This is a genomic window from Pyrococcus woesei, from assembly GCF_050496105.1.
In the GTDB taxonomy this organism is placed as follows: Archaea; Methanobacteriota_B; Thermococci; order Thermococcales; family Thermococcaceae; genus Pyrococcus; species Pyrococcus furiosus.
Genome location: NZ_CP179867.1, coordinates 1,024,395 through 1,050,133, shown reverse-complemented (window position 1 = coordinate 1,050,133; position 25,739 = coordinate 1,024,395). Strand labels below are relative to the sequence as shown.

The window sequence follows — 25,739 nt, the reverse complement described above, 5'->3', positions numbered from 1 at the left end:
TCATAGCTCTCCCTCCCTAACCTTCTCAAAAGCTCCAAATGGACATACTTGAGCACATCCACCACATCCCCAACACATTAGTGGATCGACTCTAGCCTTCTTCTTTTCAGCATCCCAATAAATTGCTGGACATCCATAAGCATTTATACAGACCTTACATCCAGTACACTTTTCTTCGTTGACTTGATAAATTGGCCACTGCTTTCCTTCTCTCCTGAGCTGCCCAATTCTATAGAGGGCACAGGCTCTTCTTGAAACTACGACACTAACTCCCTCAACTTCCAAAGCTTTCTTTATCGTCTCATAGGTAGCTTTTATGTCGTAAGGATCGACAACAGCAACAAAATCAGCTCCCATTGCAGCAGCAACTTCTTCGATAAGTATCCTTCTTCCTTCTCCATGTGGAGTCTCACCAGTACCTGGGTTGGGCTGATCTCCAGTCATTGCAGTCACTAGGTTGTCCATGACAACTATGAGGACATTTGAGCGATTGTATATGGCATTAGCTAATGCTGGCAAACCCGTGTGGAAGAACGTTGAATCCCCTATTGTGGCAACTATAACCTTCTTCTCCTTTCCAGTCTTCCTCTGTTCTTCACTCAAAGCTCCATTAAGGGCTATGCTAAGTCCATGAGCAATCCCTATTGATCCCCCCATAGCTATGGTAGTATCAACGGTCTTTAATGGCGGAAGAACTCCAAGAGTGTAACAACCGATGTCACTTGGATATATAGCCTTTGGACCAGCTGCCTTTCTTATAGCAAAGAATGTATTCCTATGAGGACATGCTGGACAGAGGCTAGGTGGCCTAGGAGGAACGATCTCCTGAACCTTCTTATACTTCTCATCAATCTCTTCAAACTTTATTGGAGTGCTAACTCCAAGGAACTTGGCTATTGCCTCTACAGCTCTCCTCGTTGTCATTTCGTAAACCCTTGGAACTAAGTCTTTCCCATGGATTGGAATTCTTACGTCATTATCATAAGCCCATAGCTTAACTTGCTCCTCTACTACAGGTTCGAGTTCCTCAACAATGAGAACCTTTTCAAGCCCATCGAAGAACTTCTCAAGGAGAGCATAGGGAACGGGGAACGGTGTTCCAAGCTTCAATATTCTTATGTTTTCCATGCCTAACCATGCCAAAGCTTCCTTAACATAAGCATAGCTCAATCCTGGGGCTATTATTCCCACCTTTCCGTCTCCTTCAATCCAATTAAAAGGAGAACTCTCAAATTCTTTTCTGTACTTCTCTATAGTTTCAAGTAGCCAGAGGTGCTTCTTTCTCTGGAATGCAGGAATATCTACATACCTCTCTGGGTTCTTTTTGAATTCTCCAAACTTTCTCTTACCTTGCTTTATTTCCTCGGGAAGCTCTCCTAAGACCACATCACCCCTCATATGAGAGCTTCTTGTGGTTGTTCTAAGAATTACCATTTGCCCATACTTTTCACTGATCTCAAATCCATATTTCACAATATCCTTTGCTTCTTGGACACTTGAAGGCTCTAAAACTGGAATGTTCGCGAACTTTCCTATTGCCCTTGTATCCTGTTCATTTTGGCTACTCCACATGCTTGGGTCATCTGCAACCATTACTATGAATCCACCGTTAACTCCCATGTAGCTAACCGTCATGAAACTGTCCATTGCAACGTTCAATCCAACATGCTTCATCGCAGTCATTGCCCTTAATCCAGCCCAGGAAGCGCTTAATGCGGTCTCAAATGCTACCTTTTCGTTAGTAGAGTATTCCATATAAACTCCAGCCCTCTTTGCAACAGCGGCCATTGTGTCAGTTACTTCAGAACTTGGTGTTCCTGGGTAAGCAGCAAAAACAGCGATATTCCCCTCCAAAGCTCCTCTAACTATTGCCTGATTTCCTAAAAGGAGAACCCTTTCTCCAGGTTTGTCCCACAAAACTATATCAGTAACTTTAACCATTTACCCCACCTCCAACATTCTTAGCCTGTTGCACCAGGGCATAAGCAGCGGCAGCTACATCTTCTGGCCTTTCGTAAGTTGGAATTCCATTCTTCTCCAACAATTCTTTAGCCTTTTCACTAACATAACCAGCCATAAATAAAGCCAATACAGGTTTTCCATTATTAACCTCTTTTACAGCTCTAATTATTCCTTCCGCATGCTCAGTAGGTGTCATTCCAGCAAAAGTTGGAACAACACATATTGCTATTAGAATATCAACGTTTGGATCTTGAAGAAGCAATTTTGCCGTTCTATAATAATCTTCTCCCCTAGCACTCGCAATCATGTCAACTGGATTTTTAACTGCAGCCATTGGCGGAAGGAAAGATCTAAGTTCCTCTATTGTTTTCTCCTCTAAGTTTGCGAGTTTGAGCCCCCTCTTATCTATTTCATCTGCGGTTAAAACTCCCGGGCCTCCCGCATTGGTCATTATTGCTACTCTGTTCCCTTTGGGTAGAGGCTGAGTAAAGGCCCTTGCCATGCTGAGCATCTCATCTATCGTATTTGCAACTAAAACTCCACTTTGTTTGAATGCAGCTTCATAAATTTTCCAACTCCCTGCTAGTGAACCAGTATGACTTGCTGCTGCTCTAGATCCACTTTCACTCTTTCCAGCCTTTAAGGCTATAACAGGCTTCTTCTTTGTGACTTTCTTTGCAACTTCAATGAACCTCCTTCCATCTTTTATCCCCTCAATGTAGAGCGCTATAGCCTTGTCTTCCTGGGTGTCTGCTAGATATTCCATGAGGTCGGCAAAATCTAAGTCTGCCATGTTTCCAACGCTTATGAATTTTGAGAATCCAATGTCCTCTTTTATTGTCTTGTAGACTATTCCCGCGCCCAACGCTCCACTTTGGCTTATGAAGGCAACATTTCCTTTCTTTGCCACTGTAATGAATGTTGCATTCAAGTTCGCATGGGTGTTCATTATTCCCACACAGTTAGGTCCTATTATTCTCATTCCATACTTGTGGGCTATCTCTACGAGCTCCTTTTCCTCCCTTTTTCCTTCCTCCCCAGTCTCCCCAAATCCAGCGGTTATTATAACTACTCCCTTCACACCTTTTTCTCCACATTCAATTAACGTCTGCTTGACGAATTTCTTTGGGACTACAATTATTGCGAGATCTACTTCCCCAGGAATTTCCTTGACACTCTTGTAAGCTTTAACTCCTTGAACTTCTTCCTCCCTAACATTTACCGGGTATACTTTTCCTCCCTGATATTCTTTTAAATTCTTGAAAACCTCGTAACCAAGCTTTTTTGGATCATTAGAAGCTCCAATTACCGCAATTCCTCTTGGATTAAAGAAGTAGTCAAGCACGCCTATCCACCCATTTCATGCTCGTAAAATTACCTTATAAGGTTTCTTAGGCCTCAATGAACGTTTGAATTCAATAATGAGCAAACCTTACGTTGGTAACAAAATGTTTAAAAAATATTTAAAAATCGTGCTACTATTTTTAACTTTGGTAACACAAATTAGGGAGGGATAAGATGTGCATATCCCAGACGGCCTATTGAGCCCTCCAGTGATAGCCGCTACATATTTGGGTTTTATTGCCGTTCTAGCGTACTCACTTAGAAATCTAAAGGAGTTCCCAGAAGAGAAGATACCACTATTAGGACTTTTTGCAGCAGGAATCTTCGCAGCACAAATGGTCAACTTCCCCATAATTGGAGGAGTTAGTGGGCACTTACTGGGAGGAGCTTTGGTGGCGGTAATTTTAGGCCCACATGCCGCCTTCATTGTAATGACAACGGTTTTACTAATCCAAACATTCTTCTTTGGGGACGGAGGAATAACGGCACTTGGAGCCAACATATTGAACATGGGAGCTGTGGGAGCGTATCTTGGCTACTATATCTACCAGAAAATTAGCAAAGTCAAAGAAGAGCTCGGAATTGCACTTGCAGCCTGGCTATCAGTAGTGATAGGAGCAGCACTAACAGCAATTGAAATAGGAGTTAGTGGAAATGTGCCATTTACAAAAGTGTTCTCCCTTATGGTTGCTTATCATTCGATAATTGGAATTGGAGAAGCACTGATAACCCTGGCCGTTATAAAAGCAGTGAAAGGTAAAGTAGCAAGTATTGGAGGTGTTCCAACATGAAAAGACAAATAATCTTAGGATTTCTTGTTATTATTCTCGCACTAGCAATTACACTTCCCCTGGCTTCCTCGAATCCTGACGGGTTAGAAGCCACTATGGAAAAAGTGGGGCTAGAAGAAAAGATAATATACACAGCCCCTCTAAGCTATGGAGAAAGCTGGATAGAAGGAGTTCTTATGGGGCTCTTGGGAGTTGCAATGGTGTTTGGAACAGCTTACCTAATAGGAATGTTGATCAAGAGGGTATGAGTATGAACGTCCTATTTCTCTTTCTTTATTCCTTCATACTCTCAACTAGGAAGGATATTTATGAGTTATGGTACTTTTTAGTAGTTTTTCTAGCCCTACTTCTTTATTTCAGGCCAAAAAAGTCTATATTCAAATCGCTTCTAGCTCTCTCGGGCATAGAACTTGGAATATTTGCAATGGCTATTTTTAACCCAGGTAAACCAATACTTTCAACACCATTCGGAGAGATAACTGAAGAGGGTATTCAAATGTTTGTGTTACTGTTTTCAAAAGCATTCCTGTCCTCAGCTACAATCCTCACAGTAACGAGTGCAGTGGGCATATCAACAATATTAAATGAACTAAAGGAGCTCAAAGTACCTTCCATTATACTACTTACTCTCGCATTGGCCTATGCCTACCTCGAGTTGTTCAGCCAAGAAATTAAAAGGATGAAGAGGGCATTAGATTCCAGAGCTTTTGGATTGTCTAAAGTAGAGTATTACAAAACCCTGGGGTTAATGATTGGAGAACTAGTGAGAAGAGTATATATAAGAGGGATAAAAGTTAGTTGGGCAATGCAGGCAAGGAATTTTTCTGAATTCCCTACATTTAGTGGGAACAAAAAAGTTCATCCATTATTTATAATACTCACACTAGGAGGTTTCTTCTTATGAAGCAGCCCATAATAGTGGTGGAGAACCTATATTCATCCTACGATGGGAAAAACTACGTTCTTAGAAACGTTTCATTTACAGTAAATGAAGGAGAATTATTTGGGATATTAGGCCCTAATGGTGCTGGAAAATCAACCCTCGTGCTTCACCTTAATGGAATATTAAAAGCAAAAAGGGGAAGAGTACTTGTAAGTGGCATTGATGTTAGGAAAAATCCCAGGGAAGTCAGAAAATTAGTTGGAATAGTGTTCCAAGATCCTAATGACCAGCTTTTTTGTCCAACCGTGAGAGAAGAGGTTGGCTTTGGCCCATATAACCTTGGAGTTAGAGGAAAAGATTTAGAGGATGTTGTCTTTAACTCGCTAAAACTTGTTGGGATGGAAGGCTACATTGATCGAGAGATAAAAAGTTTGAGCTTTGGAGAAAAGAAAAGAGTTGCAATAGCGGCTATTCTAGCAATGAATCCTCAGATAGTCATTTTTGATGAGCCGTTTGCAAACCTTGACTTTAAGGGAAAGAAGCTAGTATGGGATGTTATAAAAACTCTTAGAAAAGAAGGCAAAACAGTGATCATTGTTACTCACGAAGCTGAATATTTATTAGAATGCGATAGAATTTTACTTCTAGCAAATGGGGAAGTTATAAGGGTGGGGGAACCAGGAGAAGTTCTAATTCCAGAAATATTAAAAAGGAATAACCTAGATGTTCCTTTAATTATTGAACTGTTTTTTGAATTAGGCCTTGAGTTGCCAAAAAGTTTAGATGACGCCAAAAGGGTATTAAAATCAAAGCTTAAACTTGGATAAGTATTCTCTAAGAAACTCCACGTCTTCTCTCTTTACAACCTCCAGCAACTCATCAAACTTCCTCTCTCCCAGAGCCTTTTTAAGGTAATAATACAAGTCCACGGCATCCTCTATAATTTTACTTTGCCTCCTTCCTTCCTCTCCATATAGCTCGATTAACTTTCTGTTCGTGTCCAAAGAAATGTAGAGAGTTTTCTGCTTCTTTTCGTGCTTCAAGTCTTTTTCCTCTTTTTTTGATGGAGGAGCAGGTTTTGTTAAATCGTCCAGAGATCCCAAAAACAACTTTGGTATTTTCCCTTTTTCATTCTTCTCCTTCGGCAATTCTTACCACCTCTCTTGCTAACTTTTCAAAAGCCCTACTAGCTTTGCCATTGGGTTCATATTCAAAAATGCTCTTACCCTCTCCCTGGGCCTTTTCTATTGATATAGATTTTGGTATCGTTGGAAGAATTGGAGCCTCTGGATAAAGTTCCTTAAGCTCTTTTAGCCTCATTTGAGGCACTCTAGTCTGCTTGGTAAATTTATTTGGCACTATGCCCATAAGTCTTAAACTGTCGTTGGTTTCTTCCCTAATCATTTTCATTAAGTTAAACATGAGTTGCATTCCTATTACTCCAAAGTAGCTGAGCTCTAGTGGAATTAAAACGAAATCTGATGCCGTAAGAGAGTTCACTAGAAATACTCCCATGCTTGGTGGATTATCAATTAAAATATAATCATACTCAGGAAACACCGGTTTTAGAGCTTTCTCTAACCTTCTTTCTCTGTTGTACGTGTTAATTATTTCTATTTCTTTTGATGCTAGCATTAGATGGCTCGGAATTAAGTGAAGATTTTGGTTTATCTCAACTATTGTATCTTCAATCGAGCTCTCCTTTGTCATTAAAGTCCCCACATTTTTGTCACTGTAATTTATAACATCCATTCCAATTAAGGCAAATGTCAAATTGAATTGAGGATCAACATCGACTAGAAGAACTTTCTTTCCCATTTTAGAGAGGGCGTACCCTAGGTTAAGCGTTATTGTAGTCTTTCCAACCCCACCTTTTTGGTTGGCAATACTCACAACTACCCCCATTAAAGCCACCTAAAGGAAATGAAGAAGGAAAGAATTTTAAAAGTTTTTATAACTCTTTAAATCCAAGCTCCTTTAGTATTGCATCTCCCACAGAGGGCCTCTTTCTTCCAGCTCTTGAGCCATTAAAGTCAGGAAACATTTTTTCAATCCTTGGATCTCCAATTAATCTCCTGTCTTTTGGAACAACCCAGGAAGAAGAGTCAGTTAGAGCATTTACATTTCCCAGGATGTAGGGACTTCTAACACCAGTCATTATTACCATGGCTCTAACTGTCTTCCCCATCTCTGGATCTACCATAGCTCCCCATTTTATTTCGCTCTTCTCACTAAGCTTTTCGTACACTACTTCCATAGCCTTGTTTATCTCTTCTAAACTTACATCTGGTCCTATTGTAAAGTGTACCAAAGCTTTTTCGCCACTTCCAAATTCAACATCAAGCATTTTATTAGTCAAAGCATTGTTCACCGCATCAACAGCTCTATTGTTTGAATCACTCTCTCCTATTCCTATTAAAGCAGGTCCTCCTCCTTTCATTATGCTATAGACATCTGCAAAATCTATGTTGACTATTGAATTAAGCTTTATTGTCTCCACAATTCCTTTAACCATTCTTGCAATTAACTCGTCGGCAAACCTGAAAGCAGATTGTAAGGGAAGTTTAGGAACTAGTTCTAGTAACTTGTCGTTTTGAATTATTATAACGGTATCAGAGTATTCCAATAGTCTCTGGATACCCCACTTAGCTTTTTCTATTCTCACAGTTCCTTCAGTCTTAAATGGGAATGTCACAACACTAACAACAAGAGGCTCCTGGAATCTTCCATTATTCCTTGCAGTTTCCTTAACTATTCTAGCTACAACTGGAGCAGCCCCAGTTCCAGTACCGTTACCCATTCCCGCCGTTATAAAAACAAGATCGTATCCATCTACAGCTGCAGCGATTTCTTGAGCACTAGCTTCTGCAGCCAAATAACCAACTTTTGGATCTCCACCAGATCCCTTACCTTGAGTTATGTGCTTACCGAGAAGGACTTTCTTGTGAGCCTTAGTTATTGCCAAGTGTTGGGCGTCGGTATTCATTGCTATTAAATCTGCCCCCTGAACTCCAAGATCATAAAGCCTCGAAATTGTATTGTTTCCAGACCCTCCAACTCCAACAACTGCAATGTTTATCTTATATCCAGAAAATTCGTCAACAATTTCAGATTTCTTTTCCTCTTCCCCATCAAAGTCAAGCTTTATTCCTGCCTGCTCTAATAACTTCTCAAGCATTTTCCCCTCCCCCAACTATTATTTAACAACATACTCAGGAATTTCTTCTTGGATTTCTTCCTTGTAGAGCTCCTTTTTTAGAAGCTCTCTTATTGCTACCCTAATTGCTTCACTTCTATTAGGATAAATTCCCCTCTTAACGAGGGCATCTAAACCATGGATAAGACTTTGAGGCAGTTGGACACTAATGATTTTCATTCTGCTCATCTCTGAAACACCCTGAGCACCAGTATTCACTATTTTGACTATGCATATAACTAAGTTAAATATTTTTTGGCTTGATTTATTTTTCTTGTAATATGAATTTTAAAAAAATTTAATTTTGGTCCTTTGTTGACTTAATTTTTTTAAAGCTAAATGTTAAACAATGGTGAGAAAGGAATAAATAGGAGGAGTAAAATTCTACCCACATGCTTGAAATCAGAACAAAAGTTGGAGAAATATGCATATCAAAAGTATGGCTAACAGACGAGCAAATTAACAAGCTCTTCGATAGGTTTAAGGGAGATTACCAAGTTGTAAATGCAGAATGTGCAGATAAAGTTATATTCGCCACTATTATTGCAATAAAGGCTGTAAAAGAAGGAAGAAGCATAGCAAAGACAGTTCCAGGAGAAATTCTAGTGAGGCTTAGTGGAAATAGGCAGATAAAAGAGGCTATCAAAAAAGTTGGCGCAAAAGAGGGAGAAAATTACATCGTTACTTTTGGAGAAAATGCCTCCGCATTGCTTCAGAAAATCCTTTCAACACTTGAGATAAAGGAGCTCGAATTAGAAAGATGTGACTTGGAGTATGCTAAGAAGGCCTTTGAGGATATAGCAATAATAGAGGCCCTATAACTTTCAATTTAACAGATGGTAATCAAAAATTTAATTGAGCTATAGCTTTTATCTTTGAAATATTTTTGATAGAACCTTAAAAAAGCCTAAAACCGCTTTTTAATCCCAAACTCCAAAGAATTTATAAAGAATTTCCCTATTCCCCCATGAGGGAACTCCGTATGAAAGAAAAGAGGAAATATTTTATGGCCCACAGAATTGGAGTTATCCAGCGTTCAAAGATTAGAGAGTTGTTTGAAAGAGCATCTAAAATGGAAAACGTGATATCTCTTGGTATAGGTGAGCCTGACTTTGATACCCCGAATAACATAAAGGAAGCTGCAAAGAGAGCCTTAGACGAAGGGTGGACTCATTACACTCCAAATGCCGGAATTCCAGAGCTAAGAGAAGCTATCGCGGAATACTACAAGAAGTTCTATGGAATTGATGTGGAAGTAGACAACGTTTTGGTGACTGCTGGAGCTTATGAAGCCACATATCTTGCATTTGAGACCATGCTAGAGCAGGGGGATGAGGTAATTATACCAGACCCAGCATTCGTTTGTTATGTTGAAGATGCGAAGCTTGCAGAGGCAAAGCCCATAAGACTACCTCTAAGGGAGGAAAATGACTTCAAGCCAGATATAGACGAGCTACTAGAAAGAATTACAAAGAGAACTAGGATGATAGTCATAAACTATCCAAACAACCCAACCGGAGCAGTTTTAGATAAGGAGACAGCCAAAGCTATAGCGGATGTTGCTGAGGATTATAACATTTACATTCTGAGTGATGAACCCTATGAGCACTTCTTATATGATGATGCAAAGCACTATCCAATGATAAAATTTGCTCCCGACAATACCATTCTCGCAAACTCATTCTCGAAGACTTTCGCAATGACTGGATGGAGACTTGGATTTGTCATAGCACCTACCCAAATAATAAGGGAAATGATTAAACTCCACGCCTACATAATAGGGAATGTTGCTTCGTTCGTCCAAGTTGCTGGAATAGAAGCTCTCAGAAGTAAAGAAAGTTGGAAGGCAGTGGAAGAGATGAGAAAAGAATACAACGAGAGAAGAAAACTAGTCCTACAAAGATTGAGAAAAATGCCATACATAAAGGTAAGAGAGCCCAAGGGAGCATTCTACGTATTCCCCAATATAAGCGAGACCGAGATGAGTAGCGAGGAATTCAGTGAGTGGTTGCTAGAGAAGGCCAAGGTAGTAGTGATCCCAGGAACGGCCTTTGGAGAAAATGGAGAGGGATATGTGAGAATTAGCTATGCAACAAGCAGAGAAAAACTTATAGAGGCAATGGACAGGATAGAAAAGGCCCTAGAAGAAATATAGAGGGATAATTATGAAAGAAATTCTTAGCATTTTCATTGCAATCTTTTTAGCCGAATTTGGAGATAAGACTCAGCTAGCTACAATAGCTTTTGCCTCTAAATATGGATGGTTCAAAGCATTTGTCGGCGCTGCAACAGCTTTGGTCCTTGTAAATCTAATTGGAGCTCTTGTAGGTGAGAAACTAAGAGAATTTGTCCCCGCAAGTGTGCTCCACAAAATTGCAGGTGTATTTTTCATAATCTTTGGAATTCTAATGATAATAAAGGAGTGAGGGAGGCAAAATGGGAAGGTGGAAGACCGTCATATTGGACACCCTAGTTATGACGGCTGGTTTTGGAACGCTAACTTTTATGAGCGTTGCAAAGCCTGACATAATTGGGCACTTCAACATAACATCAGATCAGTATGATCTCCAACACGTAGCTTATGTTTTTGGTCTCTTTGTGGCCTTTCTCCTGGGGCACACAAGAATATACGAAGGTTCTTTCAAAAGAAGCGTAGGAATAGCCGTCTCCTGGGCAGCAATTCCACAAATCCTGATTCCATTTGTAGGAAACTGGAATATAGTCGTCTTTTTAAGATTTATCCAAGGATTTGTAGTTGGGCTAGTACCACTTTTCAGCACGCAGATAGCTAGATACTTTATAGCTGAGAGGCCTTTCGCCAAAGGAATAATCCTGTCAGGGATATTCTGGGGAGGAGTCTTTGGAAACATTGCTGCCAGATATTTGTTGGGATATGTAGACTGGAAAACGGGCTTTGTAATTACTGGCCTAGTAATATATTTAGTTTACTTACTATGGTTCCTCCTAGTTGAAGACTTTGAAATAAAGCATCCAAAATCTGGAGATGCAAGAATAAACGTTTGGAAGCTACCCTTCACGTGGGCTCTTGGATTTACGTTCTTCCCGGCCCTTTGGGTAATCTTCACGATAATAGGCTTCACAACCAAGCTTGGATACGACATAGGATGGACAAAAGATCACGTCTCAACTCTCTCAACAACGCTAAACCTATCAAAGGCACTTTGGAGCATAGCCTTTGGATACCTGGGATTTGTACTCTCAAAGAAGAACACCACTCCAAGAGGATTATTCAACGCAATAGTTAAAGTCATGATAATTGCCTATGCATTCGGCTTTGCAGGACTACTCCTGTACTCCAAGGCTATGCTATCTGGAAACTATGAATTAGCACTCTTTAGCGTAGTTTTAGTTGGTGCTCTACAGGGGACAGGCCCAGCATTTTGGACCAGCGCTCCAGCTACATATCCAGAAAACGTAGTCCCCAGGGCAAACTTTGCTTTAGGCCTAATTTCCAATTCAGCGAATGCCATTGCCCCAAGCATAACTGAGGCACTAGCAAGGACTAATGAAGAACTAGCATTGATAGAACTCTCAATGATGCCTTTAATAGGGATACTCGCCCTAATAATTGCTAGCAGAATGAAGCTCCCAGTTGAGACTACTTGAAGGAATAGCGGAAGAACAAGTACACCAAAAAGGCCAAAATTATTGCTAAAAGGGTTACCTCAATTCCAACTCCAGCCTGGGAAACTAAGAGCACAAAGAGGTAAGCGGGGATTGAGAGAAAGGTTGCAATGATTGCGTAAACATAATGAATCTTTGGTGCCTCTGCCCTTTCCATTTCTGTTATTTCCAAGAGAAGGAGAGATAAGGCAATAATAAAAATTCCTAAAATATTTGTGTAGCCTTTTAAAACTAGAAATACTCCTAACAAAGCCAAAAAAATCCCTCCCAGGGCGAAAGAGATAAACGGAAGAATTAAGAGAGGAATCAGAAGTTTCCCACTTGGTAATGTATACAGAATTAATCCAAGCATAAGGGCCAATAATATTGAGAATAATCTTTTCACCATTTTACCACCTCCAAAACAGCAGATTTTAGCGGAACATTTACATTCCAATCTATTATTGGAGCGTAGCTCCTAAGCTTTCTAATCCGAGCTTTTCTCTTCAAGCTGAGCAACCTAACGGCCAACTCCTCTTCTCTTGTCTTTGGCTTTATAAGTGAATACGGGTCAGGACTTATTGCAACAATTCTGTAACCAAACCTATACATAGTTATGAGAGCATCTTCACTCTCTTTTGTCATGAAGGGTGAAATGAAGATTATTTGAGCCCTGGGAGGGATTTTCGTCCTAGCTAAATGCTCCACTTGATAAGCTATCAAGTTGTTCTTGTCGGGACTTGCCATACTTAAGACATCTATGCACTTAAAGAAGTGCCGCTTTCCGTAATCAACCTTCATCCAAAGTGGAACTGACTCCGAAATTAAAAGCCCAAAACTTGTACCGTTCTTAAGGGAATCAAACAGAAGAGAAGCCGCTGCTCTCATCATATGATCAAAAACTTCTCCAGCCTTGTAAGTTGCATCAATGACCAAAACAACATCCACCTTCCTTTCACTTTCAAATTCATTTACCATGAGCTTTCCTACCTTTGCTGTTGCTTTCCAGTTCATTATCTTAATTGGATCTCCAGGGTGATACTCTCTAACTGCATGAAACTCTAATCCTTCCCCTATTCTTGGAGAAGGAAGAGGCCCAGTGGTTATCTTCGTTCCTTTAGTAGAATATGGAGTCACTATATCTTCAAGCCTGGGAACACCAACCACTTCATCGTAAGCTTCAATGATTCTATCCTCTTCAAAGATGCCGAGAGGATCTCTATAAACAATTCTAATCCCAGGAAACTCATGGATACCTCTTCTAACTTTAACCTTATACCTCAATTTTTTCTCATCTTCTTCCTCAAGAGAAATAACCCAGGAATTCTTTCCAATTACTTCCAGAGAAGGGGGAGTTAGGTCTTCAATGTAGAGTGACCTTATCCTCTCTTTGCTTTTTACAATAATTTCAATTTCAGCTTCTCCACCTTCAATAACTCTTTCTTGACTCACAATCCTCCTAACTTCGACATCCAAATTTGGCTTAAAGAATAGGGTAGAGAACATTATTAGGGTAAAAATCGGAATTGTAAGGAAAACGCCTGTCCATTTAAGAAAGGCATAAGAAGCAAATATTATTACCCAGGTGGCCACTGCTAGGCTGTAAGCCCTTCCGCTGGGCCTCATGTTTCATCCCTTACTCAAACTTGGGGACAGGAACTTTTTCGAGTATCTTCATAATAACGCTCTCTTGACTTACCCTAGTGTACCAAAGCTCCCTCTTTAGAATAATTCTATGGCTTAAAGCTGGAACAGCAACGGCCTTAACGTCATCGGGAATTACATAGTCTCTTCCTTCAATCGCTGCGTATGCTCTAGAGAGCTTCAGCAATGCCAGACTTCCCCTGGGAGAAACACCCACTTCAATGTTCTTTCTGTCCTCCCTAGTGGCCCAAACAATGGAGGTTATATATTCTATAATTGCTTCACTCACGTAAACATCCTCAATCTCTCTCTGCATTTCCAGAAGCTCTTCGGGCGAAAGAACAGTATCTATTTCAACTTCTTCCTGCTTTCTCTCTATACGTCTCCTGAGAATTTCCTTTTCATCCTCTTTACTTGGATAACCCACTCTCAGCCTAACTAAAAATCTATCCAATTGAGCCTCTGGAAGGGGATACGTCCCTTCCTGTTCTATTGGATTTTGAGTTGCTATAACTATGAAGGGGCGGGGAAGTTGATACGTTTTGCCCTCAACAGTGACTTGTTTTTCTTGCATGGCCTCCAAAAGTGCTGACTGAGTCTTTGGAGGAGCCCTATTTATTTCATCAGCCAAAAGAATATTCGTAAATACTGGACCTTTTTTGAATTCAAACTCCAAAGTCTTCTGGTTAAAAACATTGACTCCAATTATATCGCTTGGAAGAAGATCTGGAGTAAACTGCACTCTTTTGAATTCTAAGCCCAAAGCCTTTGCAAAGCTCTTCGCCATCAAAGTTTTCGCCAACCCTGGGAGATCTTCAATCAATATATGACCATCGGCAAGTATTGAAGTCAAAACTAATTTTAGTACATCATCTTTTCCAACTATTGCCTTCTTTACTTCTTCAATAACTCTTTCAGCCTTCTTATGCACCCTCATTTATTTCGCCCTCCAATAAATCTAATGCCTCATTTAGTCTTTCTAAAAAGTTTCCTTCTTCTTCAAGAACCTTTATTCCTGAGGGTGGAGAGCTGTTAAGCTCAGAATACTCATACCCTAAAATATTATATGCTTCCAATAAATGTTCTTTGACTATTCTCCTCGATACCCCACTCTTCTCTCCTCTGCTGATTATTTTTGCTAATCTCTTAACTTCATCCCTCCTTAACTCCAAAAAGTTTGAGAAAATACTTGTTTTCCTCTTAGGCTCCCATCCTTCCACTGATTTAATAAACAAGAGTGCCGTAACAAAAATCGCAAGTAGCCATCTAATCACATAAGAAGGGATCAAGAAAGCGCTTATTCCTACCAATACAATAACTAGGCGACCCTTTTCAACTCTCACCCTTAATCACCTTGTACAGTTCATATGCCCTCCTTGCGTCATCCATAGTTACCTTTTCAGGCGCATACTTGGCCTTTTCAAAGAGTCTAGCAAGTTCGACATAAGCCTTCTTCTTATATTCAACTTTCTTCGCATGTTCCCAGTGAGTCCAACTTTCCCGATAGGGAATTCCCAGGATTTCCAACCATAAGACAGCTTTACGATAAAATTCTATCACTGCCTCCCTAGGATCAGAAAATGCATCTACACCAAGATCATCAACCTTTTTATCAAAGGCCTCAAGCTCCCTTTTAATTTGTCTCGTTTTTCTTAATTCATTCACATCTCGCCCCATTGAAAGAAGTGCCAAGACGAAGATTATTGCAAAGAATATTATTGGGATGTAGACAAAAACCGAAGCAAGAGTTGCCTCTGAGGGTGTCTCAAAAAAGGAAGGAGGAACAACTACATGGTCTGTTGTTTGAGTAATGTTTTCCATTTCTTTAACCTTGAAGAGCTTTGAAAGATAAAACGATGCGTACAAAAAGAGAGCAGCTGCAACAATCAACCAATATTTCAAAAATGCAAGGCTAGCCCTTAAATGCCCTCTTGCCTCCAGATCCTTTTCACGAACCAGAATAACAAATGCTATCAACAGCAAGGCAAGAAAAATTAAGGATATTAGGGACATCCATAAAAAAAGAGCGCTCAAGATAGAACTACTAAATGCACTTCTTACCCTTCCAGTAGTTGAACCATACAATATGCCCATTACCACTAGAATGGCAAAAAATACTATCAAAGATTTTTTCATCGAGCTCTATTGGTAGTTCAAAATAAAAAACCTTGTGTGCTCATATATGTTCTTAAGTGAACAAGTTCTCATTATAAAGACTTATATATGTCATCTTACACTATTTTATTTCGATAAACTACTGGGAGGTGCATTGATGGGCGCAATTATGGACTTTATAAATTGGCTTGATGGAGAAGTCTGGGGACCGCCAATAATAGTGCTCCTACTAGGTACCGGTCTTCTATTGACAATAGTCCTCAAGGCAATACAGTTCAGAAGGCTAGGGTGGTCAATTAGATTTACACTCTTCGAGGGAAGAAAGAAAACGGGTGAAGGAGACATAACACCTTTTCAAGCACTAATGGCAACTATTTCAGGAACCGTTGGAATTGGTAACATAGCAGGTGTTGCAACAGCAATACACTTTGGTGGACCTGGAGCTTTGTTCTGGATGTGGATTACAGCCCTTGTCGGTATGGCAACTAGATACTCAGAAGGACTTTTAGGAGTGGCATTTAGAGGAAAGCTACCAGATGGGACGATGATAGGAGGAACATTCAACTTCTTAGAAAGAGGATTTTCAGAAGTAAAAGGAACAGGTATAAGTAGGGCTATTGCTTCGATATTCACATTGCTATTTGCAGTGTTCTTGATAAAGGATGGTTTAGGACTGACAGGAGGACTAAGAATTGTAGCCTTCATAATTGGAATCCTCTTTGCAATTCTAGGGCTAGCATTACTCAATGAAGCCTACCTCCCAACCATAGGAAAAGTACTCGCGGTACTATTCGCTTTATTCGCTGCAATTGCCGCATTCGGTATCGGAAACATGACCCAGTCAAATTCGGTTGCAGATGCTATTGAGACAGCCTTTGGGATTCCAGCATGGGTTACAGGATTGGCATTAGCTGTTCTAACGTTCATAGTAGTCATTGGAGGTATAAAGAGAATTGGAGAAGTTGCAGAAATGTTGGTACCATTTATGGCAATCGTGTACTTCCTCTTTGCGATAGGAGTTTGGATAAAGTTTGCAGGACAGATACCTTCTGCAATTGCCACCATAATAAAGGACGCATTTACAGGAAAAGCAGTTGCTGGAGGAGCAATTGGGCAGGTAATAATATGGGGTGTAAAGAGAGGATTGTTCTCAAATGAGGCTGGACTTGGTACAGCAACCTTGGCTCACGCTGCAGCAAAAACTGATCATCCCGCAAGGCAAGCTCACGTTGCAATGTTGGGACCCTTCATTGACACAATAATAATCTGTTCATTGACTGGAATAAGCATTGTAGTCACCCAAGCATACACCAAGTATCCCGACCTTAACGGTGCTCCATTGACCCAGGCTGCCTTTGCAGAGGCATTTGGTCATTTAGGAGAAATCATGGTTGCAATTGGAATAGTTCTCTTTGCATATTCAACAATACTAGCATGGTCATTCTATGGAAGACAGAATGTCATGTATTTGGCCAAGTGGATTACCCAAGACCCAGAGAAATTCGCAAACCTCTATCCAAAATTACACTTAATCTACAACCTCCTCTTCGTTATCTTCATATACATCGGAGCTGTTAAGCCATTAGAAGATGTATGGAACTTCTCAGACATGATGAACGGACTGATGGCAATTCCGAACCTAATAGGGCTGATAATTCTCTATCCAGTGATCAAACAATACACTGAAGACTTTATCTCGAAGAATCCATAGAGACTTTTAGTTTTTCTCTTTGTTATCATTCCTATTTTTTGTCATGGGGGGAACTATAATGGAATATCCAAAGATTATTACTAAACTTCCTGGACCAAAAGCTACTGAGATAATTGAGCGAGAGAGCAGAATTCTTTCCCCGGGAATTGGGGTTAAGTTGTTCCCACTAGTACCTAAGAGGGGATTTGGCGCTCTTATAGAAGATGTTGATGGGAATATATTCATAGACTTTTTAGCTGGTGCGGCTGCCGCGTCAACAGGTTATTCTCATCCCAAGCTAGTAAAAGCTGTGCAAGAGCAAGTTGCCTTAATTCAACATTCCATGATAGGGTACACTCACAATGAAAGGGCAATAAGGGTGGCTGAAAAATTAGCAAAAATCTCCCCAATTAAAAACCCTCGCATAATCTTTGGAATGAGTGGTAGCGATGCTGTGGATATGGCAATAAAAGTTTCAAAATTCTCAACAAGAAGGCCCTGGATCCTCTCATTTATAGGGGCTTACCACGGACAAACCCTCGGTGCCACATCTATAGCAGCCTTCCAAAGCTCACAAAAGAGGGGATTTTCTCCCCTAATGCCCAATGTTATTTGGCTACCTTACCCAAACCCCTACAGAAATATCTGGGGCATTGACGGTTATGAGGAGCCAAATGAGCTTATAAACAGGTTCTTGGACTACCTTGAAAATTACGTGTTCTCTCACCTATCTCCTTCAGATGAAGTTGCCGCTCTCTTTGCTGAACCCATTCAGGGGGACGCGGGAATCGTTGTTCCTCCTGAAAACTTCTTTAAAGAGGTTCAAAAAGTTCTAAATGACCTGGGAATTCTCCTTGTTATGGATGAAGTTCAAACTGGAATTGGAAGGACTGGAAAGTGGTTTGCGAGTGAGTGGTTTAGCGTTGAGCCCGACTTAATAATATTTGGTAAAGGCGTCGCTAGCGGAATGGGATTGAGTGGAGTAATAGGGAGGAAAGAGTTAATGGATTTAACAAGCGGTGCAGCATTGTTAACTCCCGCAGCAAATCCGGTTGTTTCGGCGGCAGCAGAAGCAACTTTAGAGATTATAGAGGAAGAAAACTTGCTTGAGAACGCTCTCAAAGTAGGTAATTTTATCAAGAAAAGGCTAGAAGAGATGAAAGAAGTGTTTGAAGTGATAGGAGATGTGAGAGGAAAAGGACTCATGATAGGAGTTGAAATAGTAAAGGACAGGGAAAGCAAAAAGCCAGACCCAGAACTTACTGGGAAGATATGCTGGAGAGCCTTTGAGCTCGGACTAATACTCCCAAGCTATGGAATGTTCCAGAACGTCATAAGGATAACTCCTCCTTTAGTTATTACCCAGGAGATAGCAGAGAAGGGGTTAGAAATAATGGAGAGGGCAATTAAAGACGCCCTTGCAGGAAAAGTGGAGAGAAAGGTAGTCACTTGGCACTAGTTACTTCTTCCTCTTCTTTACCTTTATTCTTGCAATATCTCCCAGTGTAGGCTCGTAGTCCTTTGGTATTCTCGGTTTTTCTTCGAATTGAGGCTCAACTCTTTCAATTAACTTTATCTTAAAGAACTTCTCCAGCTTTCTTGCCTCTTCTATAGTTGGAGTGTATTCCCCGTGGGCAATCCTCCTCAGTACATTAACAGAGAGCCCAACCTTATGGGAGAGTTCCTCATAGCTCAGTCCACTTTTCCTTATTGCTTCAGAAACAATCTCAGCATAATCCTCCACAATGTCCTCGGTTATTAGGGGCCTCTCTCTTGGAGGGGACATCCTTTTCCTGGGTGTAGAAGTTGTAATCCTTGTAGGTTCTCTCCGAGGCATAATACTAAATGTCCCAGGCTTTCTTCCGTACTTCCTATAGCAGTCGTCACAAACTAAAAGCTCAGCCCCCTCAATCCTAACCACATGTCCTTGACCTGTTATTTCCCTTCCACAAAGCTCACAATACCTGGGCTTAGCCTTTGCCATTACTTTTCCCCATACCCTACTTGTCAGCAATGTTAAAAAATAATATGGTCATTAATAAGATGCGCGATGAAGAAAGCGAACTGCTCTGAGAGATGATGAAAAGGGCCTAACAGAGCGTGAGAGGCATGATTGATCTAAAAAAGACCACTCATGAGATGATCAAGAACGGAACTTGGAAATTTGAGAATGGAATCTTTTGGCAAGCTCTTCCCTCAGGAGTTGTTGGTTACAATGGAGAAGACTTTACATTTCCAGATCACTTTGGGAAAAGGGAAAAGAAAGAAGCAGAAGAGAGAATAAGGTTTATTTTAGGCCTTGATACAAATTTAGAAAAATTTTACTCAGAAATTCAAGATTCGAAGTTTGCCTTTCTTGTAGATGAGTTTTATGGTTTAACCATGCCAGCTGCCCCAACACCATATCAGGCAATTGTTGAAGTTATAGCCCAACAACAGATAAGCTTTGAATTCGCACAGAAAGCAATCTACAACCTAGTTAAACTTATTGGTAAAAGAATTGGAGACCTCTATCTCTTTCCTGAGCCCAAAGATATACTAAAACTTGGGGAAAGAATAAAGGAAGCAAAGCTTGGATACAGAGGGGATTACATATTGAACATTACCCAAGAATACGTAAAAGGGAATTTAAGGCTAGACTTATGGGAATTAAATGAGAAAGATGCAACAAAGTACCTCACTAAGTTTAGAGGGATAGGAAGGTGGAGTGCTGAGCTATTTTTAATGTATGGGCTTAGGAAAAATGTTTATCCCGCGAGCGACCTAGGATTGAGAAGGGGAATAGCAAAAATATTTGGGCTACCTCTAAAGAAGGTTACTGAGAGGACTGTTAGGGAGATCATTGAACCCTATGGGAAGTGGAAAAGCCTTTTGGCATTTTACATCCTGTGTTATGATAGAAAGACAGAAATGGAGGTGAGGAAATGAGAATCAGAGAGTTCCAAGAAATGATCAAGGAGATTTACTATCACAAAGACAAGAAGAGGGGAGTGGAAAAAACTTTCTTCTGGTTTGTTGAGGAAGTGGGAGAGCTAGCCGAGGCCTTGAGAAAAGGGGATAGAGAGGCTTTGGAAGAGGAATTCGCTGATGTAATTGCATGGCTTGCCAGTCTAGCCAATTTAGTAGATATAGACCTTGAAGAGGCCGCAAAAAAGAAATACCCAGGAGTCTGCCCCTATTGTGGAAAGAAGCCATGTGAGTGTGAAGAGAAGTGAAAGCCATTATCCTTGCAATAATTGGAACAATTTTGATTTTCACTTCAAATCCTACTCTTATCCTTCTAGGAATTGCTATTTTTGGCTACATGTTATCTCGAAGAACTGTTCCAGAGGCTTTGCTAAGTGCCCCCGCTTTTGGAATCGTAGCTACCACCCTTATCCTCTTAGCCACTAGTAGAATTGGAATAGATGTAGAGCCCTCAAGAATAGTAATTGCTACCCTAACCATAATATTGGGACTCAAAACGGAGATTAAACTAAAATTAGAGGAGGGAAAGCTTAAAGAGTTAGGGCTCCTGGGAATAGCATCATTTTTAGGCTTGGTTGTTAGGAACTTTTATTTTCTCCTTCCCGACTATAGAGCTGTAGACACATGGTTTCATGGTTCCAAGGTTAAGATGATAATTTCAACAGGAACCGTGTACTTTACTCATGTTCCCGAATACTTCTCACGGCAAATTATTACTTACCCCCCAGGTTATCATGCTTTGGTTGCCCTCTTATCTGGGTTTAAGACTGAAAACATAATATACGCAATGAACACTCTAAGAATTTTTGAAATTCTATATCTTCCAGTATTAGCATATCTCGTTGGAAAAAACATAAAGAGAGAAGTAGGAATTTTTGCAGCTTTTCTGGTGAACTTCTCCGCTCTATATTATTATTTTGTTCAATATGCCCTCCTCCCAGCTTTTACAAACTACATGCTTTTCCTGTTCGCCTTATACATTCTACAGCTTAGCATAAGAGAAAGAAAACCCGATATAATTTTACTTCTCGGGTTGACTTCTGGAGTCATGGTAGTCACTCATCCTTACCAGTACATGCTATTCCAAGCAGTCGCATTTTTCACAACTATATCTCTAGAAAATAAAAGAGAAGGCCTCAAGATATTCTTAGCTCAGTTAATTGTAAGTGGAGCAATATTTCTGGCGTTTACCCCTTCATCTTCAACTTATTTATCTCGCGGTGTTTCGATGAATCCTAGGTTCTCCAATAAAGACAATCCTGACTTTCTTATCTCAATAATTAAATATTCTTTCATTGAAAATGGTCAGCTATTATTTGGCTTTACATTTGTTTTAGGACTTATTGTATCCATAATAAGAGGTTCTTCAATCGAAAGAGGAATTGCTCTCGGATTTTTGACAATAATATCTCTAATGCTTAACAAAACTTACATAGGAATTACAATCCCATACTTCTCAGCTATATGGAATTCTGAGAGGGCATTTATGCTAACAACTCCAATTATCCCCCTTTTGGAAGGTATAGGAATGGAGAGAGTGGCAAGAATAAAAAAAGAGGTAGCAATTTCTCTGCTAATTATAGGAATGATAATTTCCTACCCCCACTTAAGGATTGAACATATTGGAAGCGAATCTTCTTACCTTCTTGACAAAGAAATCGTAGATTTCATAATGAACGTCTCAAAAATTGCGGGAAATGAAACAGTGATGACAGCATGTGAGTTTGATTCAGGGAGATGGATTCCAATTCTCACCAATACTCCAATAGCATGTTATCCAAAGAACATCTCAAAAGTGAAGTATTTATACGTCGATACTAGGGGGGCAGGGGAAATCGAGGTGTATCTAATCAACATAGTTAACTTTCTAGATAGAAAAGTTATAATGTTCAGAGATGGACTTTGGCTTTTAAGATTAGACGAGCATGGATCACCTCCTAGGGATGTTCTTGAGTACTATCATACAAATGGAACAATTCGGCCTCTAGATGATACAAGATGGTTTGTTTATGGCTATATTAATCAAAATCCTGTGATAATAAAACTAAGAAAATTTGAAAAGTTTCCATATGCACTTATGATATCGAGCTCTTCTTCAGTCTTATTTTCAACATCTGAAACTTTTAATGAGCTCATTATAACAATTAACGGAAGAGAGAATAAAACGGTTGAAATTTATCTAGACGGAAAATTACTTAGAAGGTATAAGTTCAAAAATAATTACAGAGATGAAAAGGTGAATTTGAAAGTAACTGTCCCCCCTGGACTCCACTATTTAACATTTTACTCCCCAAATACAAGTTATAGAGACCCTATAGGGATAAAGGAGATAGCTCTCAAGAGGTAAGGCTTATGAAGAAAAGAACAACTATAGCTCTCCTGGGGATACTAACACTTTATGTAGCTCTTAGAGTACCTCCTCTTTTTTGGATGGATGAATTTAGCGATTACGATGAGGGAACATATCTTTTAATTGCTAGAAGCATAAACAGTGGATATCTCCCTTATAGAGATATTTTTGCCGTCCATCCTCCACTTTTCTACTATTTTTTGGCCTTGTGGCTTAGAATATTTGGAGACAATGTAATTTCCGGTAGATCGTTTTCTCTATTTTTTGGAGCTCTCTCAGTTGTTCTAGGGTATTTAATTGGAAAAAAACTAAAGGATGAAATCACGGGATTGTTTTTGGCTACTCTCTTAGCTCTCGATCCTTTCCTCATGTTTTACAATGCAAGTGTGTATCAATTAACTTTGATAGAGTTTTCATTCTTGTTAACGCTTTATTTGTGGCTTAGAGAAACCAACGACTATATTACTTTCTTTATCTTAGGAGTTCTCTCAACAGTAAAGCACACAATAATCCCATATACACTAGCGTTGCTTTTGGTTAGATGTCTAAATTTGGACATTAAGATAGACAAAAAAGTAATCAAAGCCTTCGTTTTAGCTTATTTATCTTTGTTAATACTAGAAATCCTCCTAATAACACTGTATTCCAGCAAACTCGCCAGGAATCTTTTAATCTTTCCTGGAATTAAGGAGGGAGAAATTGTAGGTAGTTTCCTTCCAGTCTTGTTGCTTTTAGTGTTCTTTCTCCTTAACCTAAGAATCTTCAACGTGTTTTCATTTAAGATGATTATGGAAGTTATTAAAAAAGTAAACATCAAGAAAGCATTGTTAATTGTCTCAACATTTATCGTAGGAAGAGCCATAATCGAAATCCCCCTTGGACTTGCACTTTCCAAGTCGTATTTTTCAATGGTTTACTTATCAAACTCTTCTAGGTACGTTCCTCTTTTGAATCTCCCAAATCTCGTTACCACTATATTAAAAACCATCATAGACGGAGATCTGGAACTTCTTTATCCGTATTATTCAATTTTGGTACTCCTTTTTCTTATATTGGCAAAAGGGAGAAACAGTGGAGATGCAAAAGTTAGAACTCTCACCATTATATCAGCTCTTGTGTATCTTCTCTTTCCAATTCCCCACTACCCACGATTCTTATATCCGATTTTCCTTCTGCTTTTAATTTACCTTGCTAGCAGTCTTAAAATAAACAAGTGGAATGCTATAATCGCAATATTCCTCATAGCTATCTTCTCCATTGCACTGCTTATGAATGTCCCAAAGGGGAAGCTTGCGATACCCTTCGCCGAACATACGGAGGAAATAAGAAGGGAAGCTTCCAATATAGTGACAAAACTAAACGGCTCTGTATATTCTTTTAATCCAATGAATGCATATCTCTTTGATTTGAAGGAACCAGTATGGTACATTGATAATTTTGGAATTCTATACCTCCAAAATGAAGACCCAAAAGAATTCATTAAATCATTAAATGTGTCTAATATCATCCTAAGTACCTGGGTATTCGCAATAGCGGATAACTCCCCTGTCCTATATGAAAAATATTCTGCCATCATTGATTACCTAACAGTCAATGGATCCCTACTTTATGGAATCGCATATTCAAGCGGAGAAAAACTTCTCATATACTCCCTTAACAAAAGTTCAGAGGTATCATTTTTCTTAGATTCAGATAGTCTTGTGGTATATTATAACAGCTCCAAACTGTTTAAACTAAAATTTGCCAATAAAACTCCCAAGAAAATTATCGTAGAAAGGATACCACCAAACACATACAGGATAAATGTTTTATTTGACAAAAAAATGATTGCTAGGAATATTAAAATTTTGGGAAACGAAATTGTTGTCAATGATGAGAGTTATTTAGAGTTCCCAGGGGACATAAGCATAGAAAATTCAGCTATTCTATATAGGAACCACAAGATTGTAATATCTACAGCGGGGATTTCAACACTTTCCGAGAATGTAGTTAGAATTCAAGGAACGGCAAGAATAAAAATTACTCATTGAGTTCTTTTTCAGTGATATTCTTCACACCCTCTTTAATAGTTTCTCCACCCTTCTCCACTGTATTAGCTGCAGTAGAAGCCTCACTATGGGTGTATCTAGCTACATAACCAACTACTAAAAACACTACTATTATTGTTATTCCGAGAGCCAAAAGATATTCTATTGCGGACTGAGATCTCTTCAATTCCTATAACCCCCAAAAACTCCTAAAAATTTATTAAAGAAGGAAGAGAAATGCCATCATGAAGTAGAGTTTGTGGCATTTTTGATCTATTTACTTATAGCCTCAGAAATAGCCTCAGAAATACCCTCAGAAATCAACTCTCCTACCTCAGCTACTGTCTGATTTGCCTGCTCTCCAGCAGTTTCACCAGTCTCTCTTAGGTATCTAATTATTACTGCAATTATGATCAACGCTGCTGCAATCATAAAAAGGTACTCAATTGCTCCTTGTGCCCTCCTCATCTTTTCCACCTCCAAGGTATTCTTCTATATTATTTAGCCCAAAAACCCTATATATCCTTTTATCCTCAAATTTGTCGTAGAGATTATTCATTTTTGTAGAGGTGATAGGATGCTCGTTTTGTTACACAGCGAGAGTGCCAGCGTTCATGAATGCCTTAAAACCATTAGCGAATTAAGTAAAATGAAATTACCCCCACAAGGAAAAATAACAACTTCCAAAATCAAAATATCCACAGGTGCCTTCCTTTCCATAAGCCTAGCACTAACCATAGATCTTGCCCACCAATACAGGCCAGGAATAGCGGCTGAATACTCCGTCTCTGGAAGCAAAGAAAAGGCAATTGAAGAATTACAAGAAAAGCTAAACTCCCACATAACCCCCGACATAGAGATAGTTGACTTCCAACTTGAAACATATACAACCCCAGTAACCAGGAGAACTTATGCAATCGGAGTTATAGTCTTTAACAAACCAAGGAAAGTTCATTCTGAAGATTACATGCTTCAAAATAGAAGGAAGGTTCTAGCAAAAGTTCTTGAGCTCTTAAATTACAATCCTAAAGCCTTAAACATTTCTGAGCTCGCCAGAATGTTCGGCGTTTCAAGAGATACTATATACAACGATATCCAACAGATAATAAAAAACGTTGAAGTTTAAGTTTTTAAGCTTGAATTCCG

At 39.6% G+C, this 25,739-nt stretch carries 29 protein-coding genes; 15 read left to right on the top strand and 14 right to left on the bottom strand.

Translation table 11 applies throughout. The features are described 5' to 3' along the window. Positions 1-1,941: an indolepyruvate ferredoxin oxidoreductase subunit alpha gene (gene iorA / locus ACMFNG_RS05755; protein ID WP_011011650.1), complete on the bottom strand. Its 1,941-nt coding sequence runs from the start codon at positions 1,939-1,941 to the stop codon at positions 1-3. Beyond that, entirely contained in the window at positions 1,934-3,307 is a 1,374-nt protein-coding gene (gene acdAII / locus ACMFNG_RS05750) for an acetate--CoA ligase I subunit alpha (RefSeq protein ID WP_011011649.1), read from the bottom strand. Before acdAII ends, iorA begins: the two co-directional genes overlap by 8 nt. 175 nt (positions 3,308-3,482) lie before the next feature. On the opposite strand from acdAII, the gene ACMFNG_RS05745 reads away from it, so the two are divergent. The 4 genes from ACMFNG_RS05745 to ACMFNG_RS05730 are packed head-to-tail and all read left to right on the top strand — an operon-like array spanning position 3,483 to position 5,807. Next, positions 3,483-4,097, top strand: a complete 615-nt coding sequence (locus tag ACMFNG_RS05745) for an energy-coupling factor ABC transporter permease (protein ID WP_011011648.1) — start codon at positions 3,483-3,485, stop codon at positions 4,095-4,097. Further along, entirely contained in the window at positions 4,094-4,345 is a 252-nt protein-coding gene (locus ACMFNG_RS05740) for a PDGLE domain-containing protein (protein WP_011011647.1), read from the top strand. The genes ACMFNG_RS05745 and ACMFNG_RS05740 overlap by 4 nt, the downstream gene beginning before the upstream one ends. Positions 4,346-4,347: 2 nt before the next feature. Further along, positions 4,348-5,001 carry an energy-coupling factor transporter transmembrane component T family protein gene (locus ACMFNG_RS05735; RefSeq protein WP_011011646.1) on the top strand — a complete coding sequence of 218 codons (654 nt, stop codon included), beginning with the start codon at positions 4,348-4,350 and terminating at the stop codon, positions 4,999-5,001. Further along, positions 4,998-5,807: an energy-coupling factor ABC transporter ATP-binding protein gene (locus ACMFNG_RS05730; protein ID WP_011011645.1), complete on the top strand. Its 810-nt coding sequence runs from the start codon at positions 4,998-5,000 to the stop codon at positions 5,805-5,807. The genes ACMFNG_RS05735 and ACMFNG_RS05730 overlap by 4 nt, the downstream gene beginning before the upstream one ends. Here ACMFNG_RS05730 and ACMFNG_RS05725 read toward each other — a convergent pair. From ACMFNG_RS05725 to ACMFNG_RS05710, 4 genes are read right to left on the bottom strand one after another with little or no spacing between them, the layout of a single operon-like run. Beyond that, a complete protein-coding gene (locus ACMFNG_RS05725) occupies positions 5,787-6,128 on the bottom strand; it encodes a hypothetical protein (protein ID WP_011011644.1) in 342 nt (113 codons plus the stop codon). The genes ACMFNG_RS05730 and ACMFNG_RS05725 overlap by 21 nt on opposite strands. Beyond that, a complete protein-coding gene (locus tag ACMFNG_RS05720) occupies positions 6,109-6,885 on the bottom strand; it encodes a ParA family protein (RefSeq protein WP_011011643.1) in 777 nt (258 codons plus the stop codon). Before ACMFNG_RS05720 ends, ACMFNG_RS05725 begins: the two co-directional genes overlap by 20 nt. 46 nt (positions 6,886-6,931) lie before the next feature. Beyond that, positions 6,932-8,158, bottom strand: coding sequence for a cell division protein FtsZ (ftsZ, locus tag ACMFNG_RS05715; protein ID WP_011011642.1), 1,227 nt, complete (start codon positions 8,156-8,158; stop codon positions 6,932-6,934). 18 nt (positions 8,159-8,176) lie between these two features. Continuing rightward, a complete protein-coding gene (locus tag ACMFNG_RS05710) occupies positions 8,177-8,365 on the bottom strand; it encodes a ribbon-helix-helix domain-containing protein (protein WP_048059034.1) in 189 nt (62 codons plus the stop codon). Positions 8,366-8,568: 203 nt separating this feature from the next. Here ACMFNG_RS05710 and cgi121 point away from each other — a divergent pair, with 203 nt between their 5' ends. The 4 genes from cgi121 to ACMFNG_RS05690 all read left to right on the top strand — a co-directional run bounded on the left by cgi121 (position 8,569) and on the right by ACMFNG_RS05690 (position 11,803). Further along, positions 8,569-8,997, top strand: a complete 429-nt coding sequence (gene cgi121, locus ACMFNG_RS05705; RefSeq protein ID WP_011011640.1) for a KEOPS complex subunit Cgi121 — start codon at positions 8,569-8,571, stop codon at positions 8,995-8,997. Between the two features lie 161 nt (positions 8,998-9,158). After that, entirely contained in the window at positions 9,159-10,331 is a 1,173-nt protein-coding gene (locus tag ACMFNG_RS05700) for a pyridoxal phosphate-dependent aminotransferase (protein WP_011011639.1), read from the top strand. 10 nt (positions 10,332-10,341) lie between these two features. Beyond that, positions 10,342-10,602, top strand: a complete 261-nt coding sequence (locus ACMFNG_RS05695; RefSeq protein WP_011011638.1) for a TMEM165/GDT1 family protein — start codon at positions 10,342-10,344, stop codon at positions 10,600-10,602. A 10-nt stretch (positions 10,603-10,612) separates the two neighbouring features. Further along, the gene (locus ACMFNG_RS05690) at positions 10,613-11,803 is read left to right on the top strand and encodes an MFS transporter (protein ID WP_011011637.1); all 1,191 of its coding nucleotides are present in this window, start codon (positions 10,613-10,615) and stop codon (positions 11,801-11,803) included. Here the strand turns inward: ACMFNG_RS05690 and ACMFNG_RS05685 are convergent. From ACMFNG_RS05685 to ACMFNG_RS05665, 5 genes are read right to left on the bottom strand one after another with little or no spacing between them, the layout of a single operon-like run. Continuing rightward, positions 11,796-12,209, bottom strand: a complete 414-nt coding sequence (locus tag ACMFNG_RS05685; RefSeq protein ID WP_011011636.1) for a hypothetical protein — start codon at positions 12,207-12,209, stop codon at positions 11,796-11,798. The two genes, ACMFNG_RS05690 and ACMFNG_RS05685, sit on opposite strands and share 8 nt — an antisense overlap. Next, positions 12,203-13,426 carry a DUF58 domain-containing protein gene (locus tag ACMFNG_RS05680; protein ID WP_011011635.1) on the bottom strand — a complete coding sequence of 408 codons (1,224 nt, stop codon included), beginning with the start codon at positions 13,424-13,426 and terminating at the stop codon, positions 12,203-12,205. The genes ACMFNG_RS05685 and ACMFNG_RS05680 overlap by 7 nt, the downstream gene beginning before the upstream one ends. Before the next feature lie 10 nt (positions 13,427-13,436). Beyond that, a complete protein-coding gene (locus tag ACMFNG_RS05675; protein WP_011011634.1) occupies positions 13,437-14,381 on the bottom strand; it encodes an AAA family ATPase in 945 nt (314 codons plus the stop codon). After that, the gene (locus ACMFNG_RS05670) at positions 14,368-14,787 is read right to left on the bottom strand and encodes a hypothetical protein (RefSeq protein WP_011011633.1); all 420 of its coding nucleotides are present in this window, start codon (positions 14,785-14,787) and stop codon (positions 14,368-14,370) included. The genes ACMFNG_RS05675 and ACMFNG_RS05670 overlap by 14 nt, the downstream gene beginning before the upstream one ends. Then, complete coding sequence (locus tag ACMFNG_RS05665; protein WP_011011632.1) at positions 14,777-15,580, bottom strand: DUF4129 domain-containing protein; 804 nt, start codon at positions 15,578-15,580, stop codon at positions 14,777-14,779. Before ACMFNG_RS05665 ends, ACMFNG_RS05670 begins: the two co-directional genes overlap by 11 nt. Before the next feature lie 136 nt (positions 15,581-15,716). Here ACMFNG_RS05665 and ACMFNG_RS05660 point away from each other — a divergent pair, with 136 nt between their 5' ends. Together ACMFNG_RS05660 and ACMFNG_RS05655 are read left to right on the top strand one after the other, a co-directional pair. After that, entirely contained in the window at positions 15,717-17,270 is a 1,554-nt protein-coding gene (locus ACMFNG_RS05660; RefSeq protein ID WP_014835159.1) for an alanine/glycine:cation symporter family protein, read from the top strand. 58 nt (positions 17,271-17,328) lie between these two features. After that, positions 17,329-18,708, top strand: a complete 1,380-nt coding sequence (locus tag ACMFNG_RS05655) for an acetyl ornithine aminotransferase family protein (protein ID WP_011011630.1) — start codon at positions 17,329-17,331, stop codon at positions 18,706-18,708. On the opposite strand, the gene ACMFNG_RS05650 is transcribed toward ACMFNG_RS05655, so the two are convergent. Continuing rightward, the gene (locus ACMFNG_RS05650) at positions 18,709-19,233 is read right to left on the bottom strand and encodes a multiprotein bridging factor aMBF1 (protein WP_011011629.1); all 525 of its coding nucleotides are present in this window, start codon (positions 19,231-19,233) and stop codon (positions 18,709-18,711) included. A gap of 125 nt (positions 19,234-19,358) precedes the next feature. Between ACMFNG_RS05650 and ACMFNG_RS05645 the strand changes: the two genes are divergently transcribed. The 4 genes from ACMFNG_RS05645 to ACMFNG_RS05630 are packed head-to-tail and all read left to right on the top strand — an operon-like array spanning position 19,359 to position 24,596. Beyond that, complete coding sequence (locus ACMFNG_RS05645) at positions 19,359-20,177, top strand: DNA-3-methyladenine glycosylase family protein (RefSeq protein ID WP_011011628.1); 819 nt, start codon at positions 19,359-19,361, stop codon at positions 20,175-20,177. Next, the gene (locus ACMFNG_RS05640) at positions 20,174-20,464 is read left to right on the top strand and encodes a MazG nucleotide pyrophosphohydrolase domain-containing protein (RefSeq protein ID WP_011011627.1); all 291 of its coding nucleotides are present in this window, start codon (positions 20,174-20,176) and stop codon (positions 20,462-20,464) included. Before ACMFNG_RS05645 ends, ACMFNG_RS05640 begins: the two co-directional genes overlap by 4 nt. Further along, positions 20,461-22,563 (top strand): DUF6541 family protein, encoded by a 2,103-nt coding sequence (locus ACMFNG_RS05635; RefSeq protein WP_430515096.1) that lies wholly within the window; start codon positions 20,461-20,463, stop codon positions 22,561-22,563. The genes ACMFNG_RS05640 and ACMFNG_RS05635 overlap by 4 nt, the downstream gene beginning before the upstream one ends. Before the next feature lie 5 nt (positions 22,564-22,568). Next, a complete protein-coding gene (locus ACMFNG_RS05630; RefSeq protein ID WP_011011625.1) occupies positions 22,569-24,596 on the top strand; it encodes an ArnT family glycosyltransferase in 2,028 nt (675 codons plus the stop codon). Here ACMFNG_RS05630 and ACMFNG_RS05625 read toward each other — a convergent pair. Continuing rightward, positions 24,586-24,780 (bottom strand): hypothetical protein, encoded by a 195-nt coding sequence (locus ACMFNG_RS05625; protein ID WP_014835157.1) that lies wholly within the window; start codon positions 24,778-24,780, stop codon positions 24,586-24,588. The two genes, ACMFNG_RS05630 and ACMFNG_RS05625, sit on opposite strands and share 11 nt — an antisense overlap. Positions 24,781-24,866: 86 nt before the next feature. Then, positions 24,867-25,061: a class III signal peptide-containing protein gene (locus ACMFNG_RS05620; RefSeq protein ID WP_430515095.1), complete on the bottom strand. Its 195-nt coding sequence runs from the start codon at positions 25,059-25,061 to the stop codon at positions 24,867-24,869. Between the two features lie 109 nt (positions 25,062-25,170). Between ACMFNG_RS05620 and ACMFNG_RS05615 the strand changes: the two genes are divergently transcribed. After that, on the top strand, positions 25,171-25,719 hold the full coding sequence (locus ACMFNG_RS05615) for a helix-turn-helix domain-containing protein (protein WP_011011622.1): 549 nt from the start codon (positions 25,171-25,173) through the stop codon (positions 25,717-25,719). The last annotated feature ends 20 nt before the right edge of the window (positions 25,720-25,739 follow it).

What these genes read in the sequence shown, in the direction of transcription:
- ftsZ (WP_011011642.1), bottom strand. Translation starts at nt 8,158, where the DNA reads ATGCTTGAGAAGTTATTAGAGCAGGCAGGAATAAAGCTTGACTTTGAT.
- ACMFNG_RS05710 (WP_048059034.1), bottom strand. Translation starts at nt 8,365, where the DNA reads ATGAGCAGAATGAAAATCATTAGTGTCCAACTGCCTCAAAGTCTTATC.
- ACMFNG_RS05740 (WP_011011647.1), top strand. Translation starts at nt 4,094, where the DNA reads ATGAAAAGACAAATAATCTTAGGATTTCTTGTTATTATTCTCGCACTA.
- ACMFNG_RS05665 (WP_011011632.1), bottom strand. Translation starts at nt 15,580, where the DNA reads ATGAAAAAATCTTTGATAGTATTTTTTGCCATTCTAGTGGTAATGGGC.
- ACMFNG_RS05680 (WP_011011635.1), bottom strand. Translation starts at nt 13,426, where the DNA reads ATGAGGCCCAGCGGAAGGGCTTACAGCCTAGCAGTGGCCACCTGGGTA.
- ACMFNG_RS05690 (WP_011011637.1), top strand. Translation starts at nt 10,613, where the DNA reads ATGGGAAGGTGGAAGACCGTCATATTGGACACCCTAGTTATGACGGCT.
- iorA (WP_011011650.1), bottom strand. Translation starts at nt 1,941, where the DNA reads ATGGTTAAAGTTACTGATATAGTTTTGTGGGACAAACCTGGAGAAAGG.
- ACMFNG_RS05700 (WP_011011639.1), top strand. Translation starts at nt 9,159, where the DNA reads ATGAAAGAAAAGAGGAAATATTTTATGGCCCACAGAATTGGAGTTATC.
- ACMFNG_RS05640 (WP_011011627.1), top strand. Translation starts at nt 20,174, where the DNA reads ATGAGAATCAGAGAGTTCCAAGAAATGATCAAGGAGATTTACTATCAC.
- ACMFNG_RS05620 (WP_430515095.1), bottom strand. Translation starts at nt 25,061, where the DNA reads ATGAGGAGGGCACAAGGAGCAATTGAGTACCTTTTTATGATTGCAGCA.
- ACMFNG_RS05730 (WP_011011645.1), top strand. Translation starts at nt 4,998, where the DNA reads ATGAAGCAGCCCATAATAGTGGTGGAGAACCTATATTCATCCTACGAT.
- ACMFNG_RS05650 (WP_011011629.1), bottom strand. Translation starts at nt 19,233, where the DNA reads ATGGCAAAGGCTAAGCCCAGGTATTGTGAGCTTTGTGGAAGGGAAATA.
- cgi121 (WP_011011640.1), top strand. Translation starts at nt 8,569, where the DNA reads ATGCTTGAAATCAGAACAAAAGTTGGAGAAATATGCATATCAAAAGTA.
- ACMFNG_RS05655 (WP_011011630.1), top strand. Translation starts at nt 17,329, where the DNA reads ATGGAATATCCAAAGATTATTACTAAACTTCCTGGACCAAAAGCTACT.
- ACMFNG_RS05685 (WP_011011636.1), bottom strand. Translation starts at nt 12,209, where the DNA reads ATGGTGAAAAGATTATTCTCAATATTATTGGCCCTTATGCTTGGATTA.
- ACMFNG_RS05615 (WP_011011622.1), top strand. Translation starts at nt 25,171, where the DNA reads ATGCTCGTTTTGTTACACAGCGAGAGTGCCAGCGTTCATGAATGCCTT.
- ACMFNG_RS05735 (WP_011011646.1), top strand. Translation starts at nt 4,348, where the DNA reads ATGAACGTCCTATTTCTCTTTCTTTATTCCTTCATACTCTCAACTAGG.
- ACMFNG_RS05720 (WP_011011643.1), bottom strand. Translation starts at nt 6,885, where the DNA reads ATGGGGGTAGTTGTGAGTATTGCCAACCAAAAAGGTGGGGTTGGAAAG.
- ACMFNG_RS05675 (WP_011011634.1), bottom strand. Translation starts at nt 14,381, where the DNA reads ATGAGGGTGCATAAGAAGGCTGAAAGAGTTATTGAAGAAGTAAAGAAG.
- ACMFNG_RS05630 (WP_011011625.1), top strand. Translation starts at nt 22,569, where the DNA reads ATGAAGAAAAGAACAACTATAGCTCTCCTGGGGATACTAACACTTTAT.
- ACMFNG_RS05645 (WP_011011628.1), top strand. Translation starts at nt 19,359, where the DNA reads ATGATTGATCTAAAAAAGACCACTCATGAGATGATCAAGAACGGAACT.
- ACMFNG_RS05660 (WP_014835159.1), top strand. Translation starts at nt 15,717, where the DNA reads ATGGGCGCAATTATGGACTTTATAAATTGGCTTGATGGAGAAGTCTGG.
- ACMFNG_RS05695 (WP_011011638.1), top strand. Translation starts at nt 10,342, where the DNA reads ATGAAAGAAATTCTTAGCATTTTCATTGCAATCTTTTTAGCCGAATTT.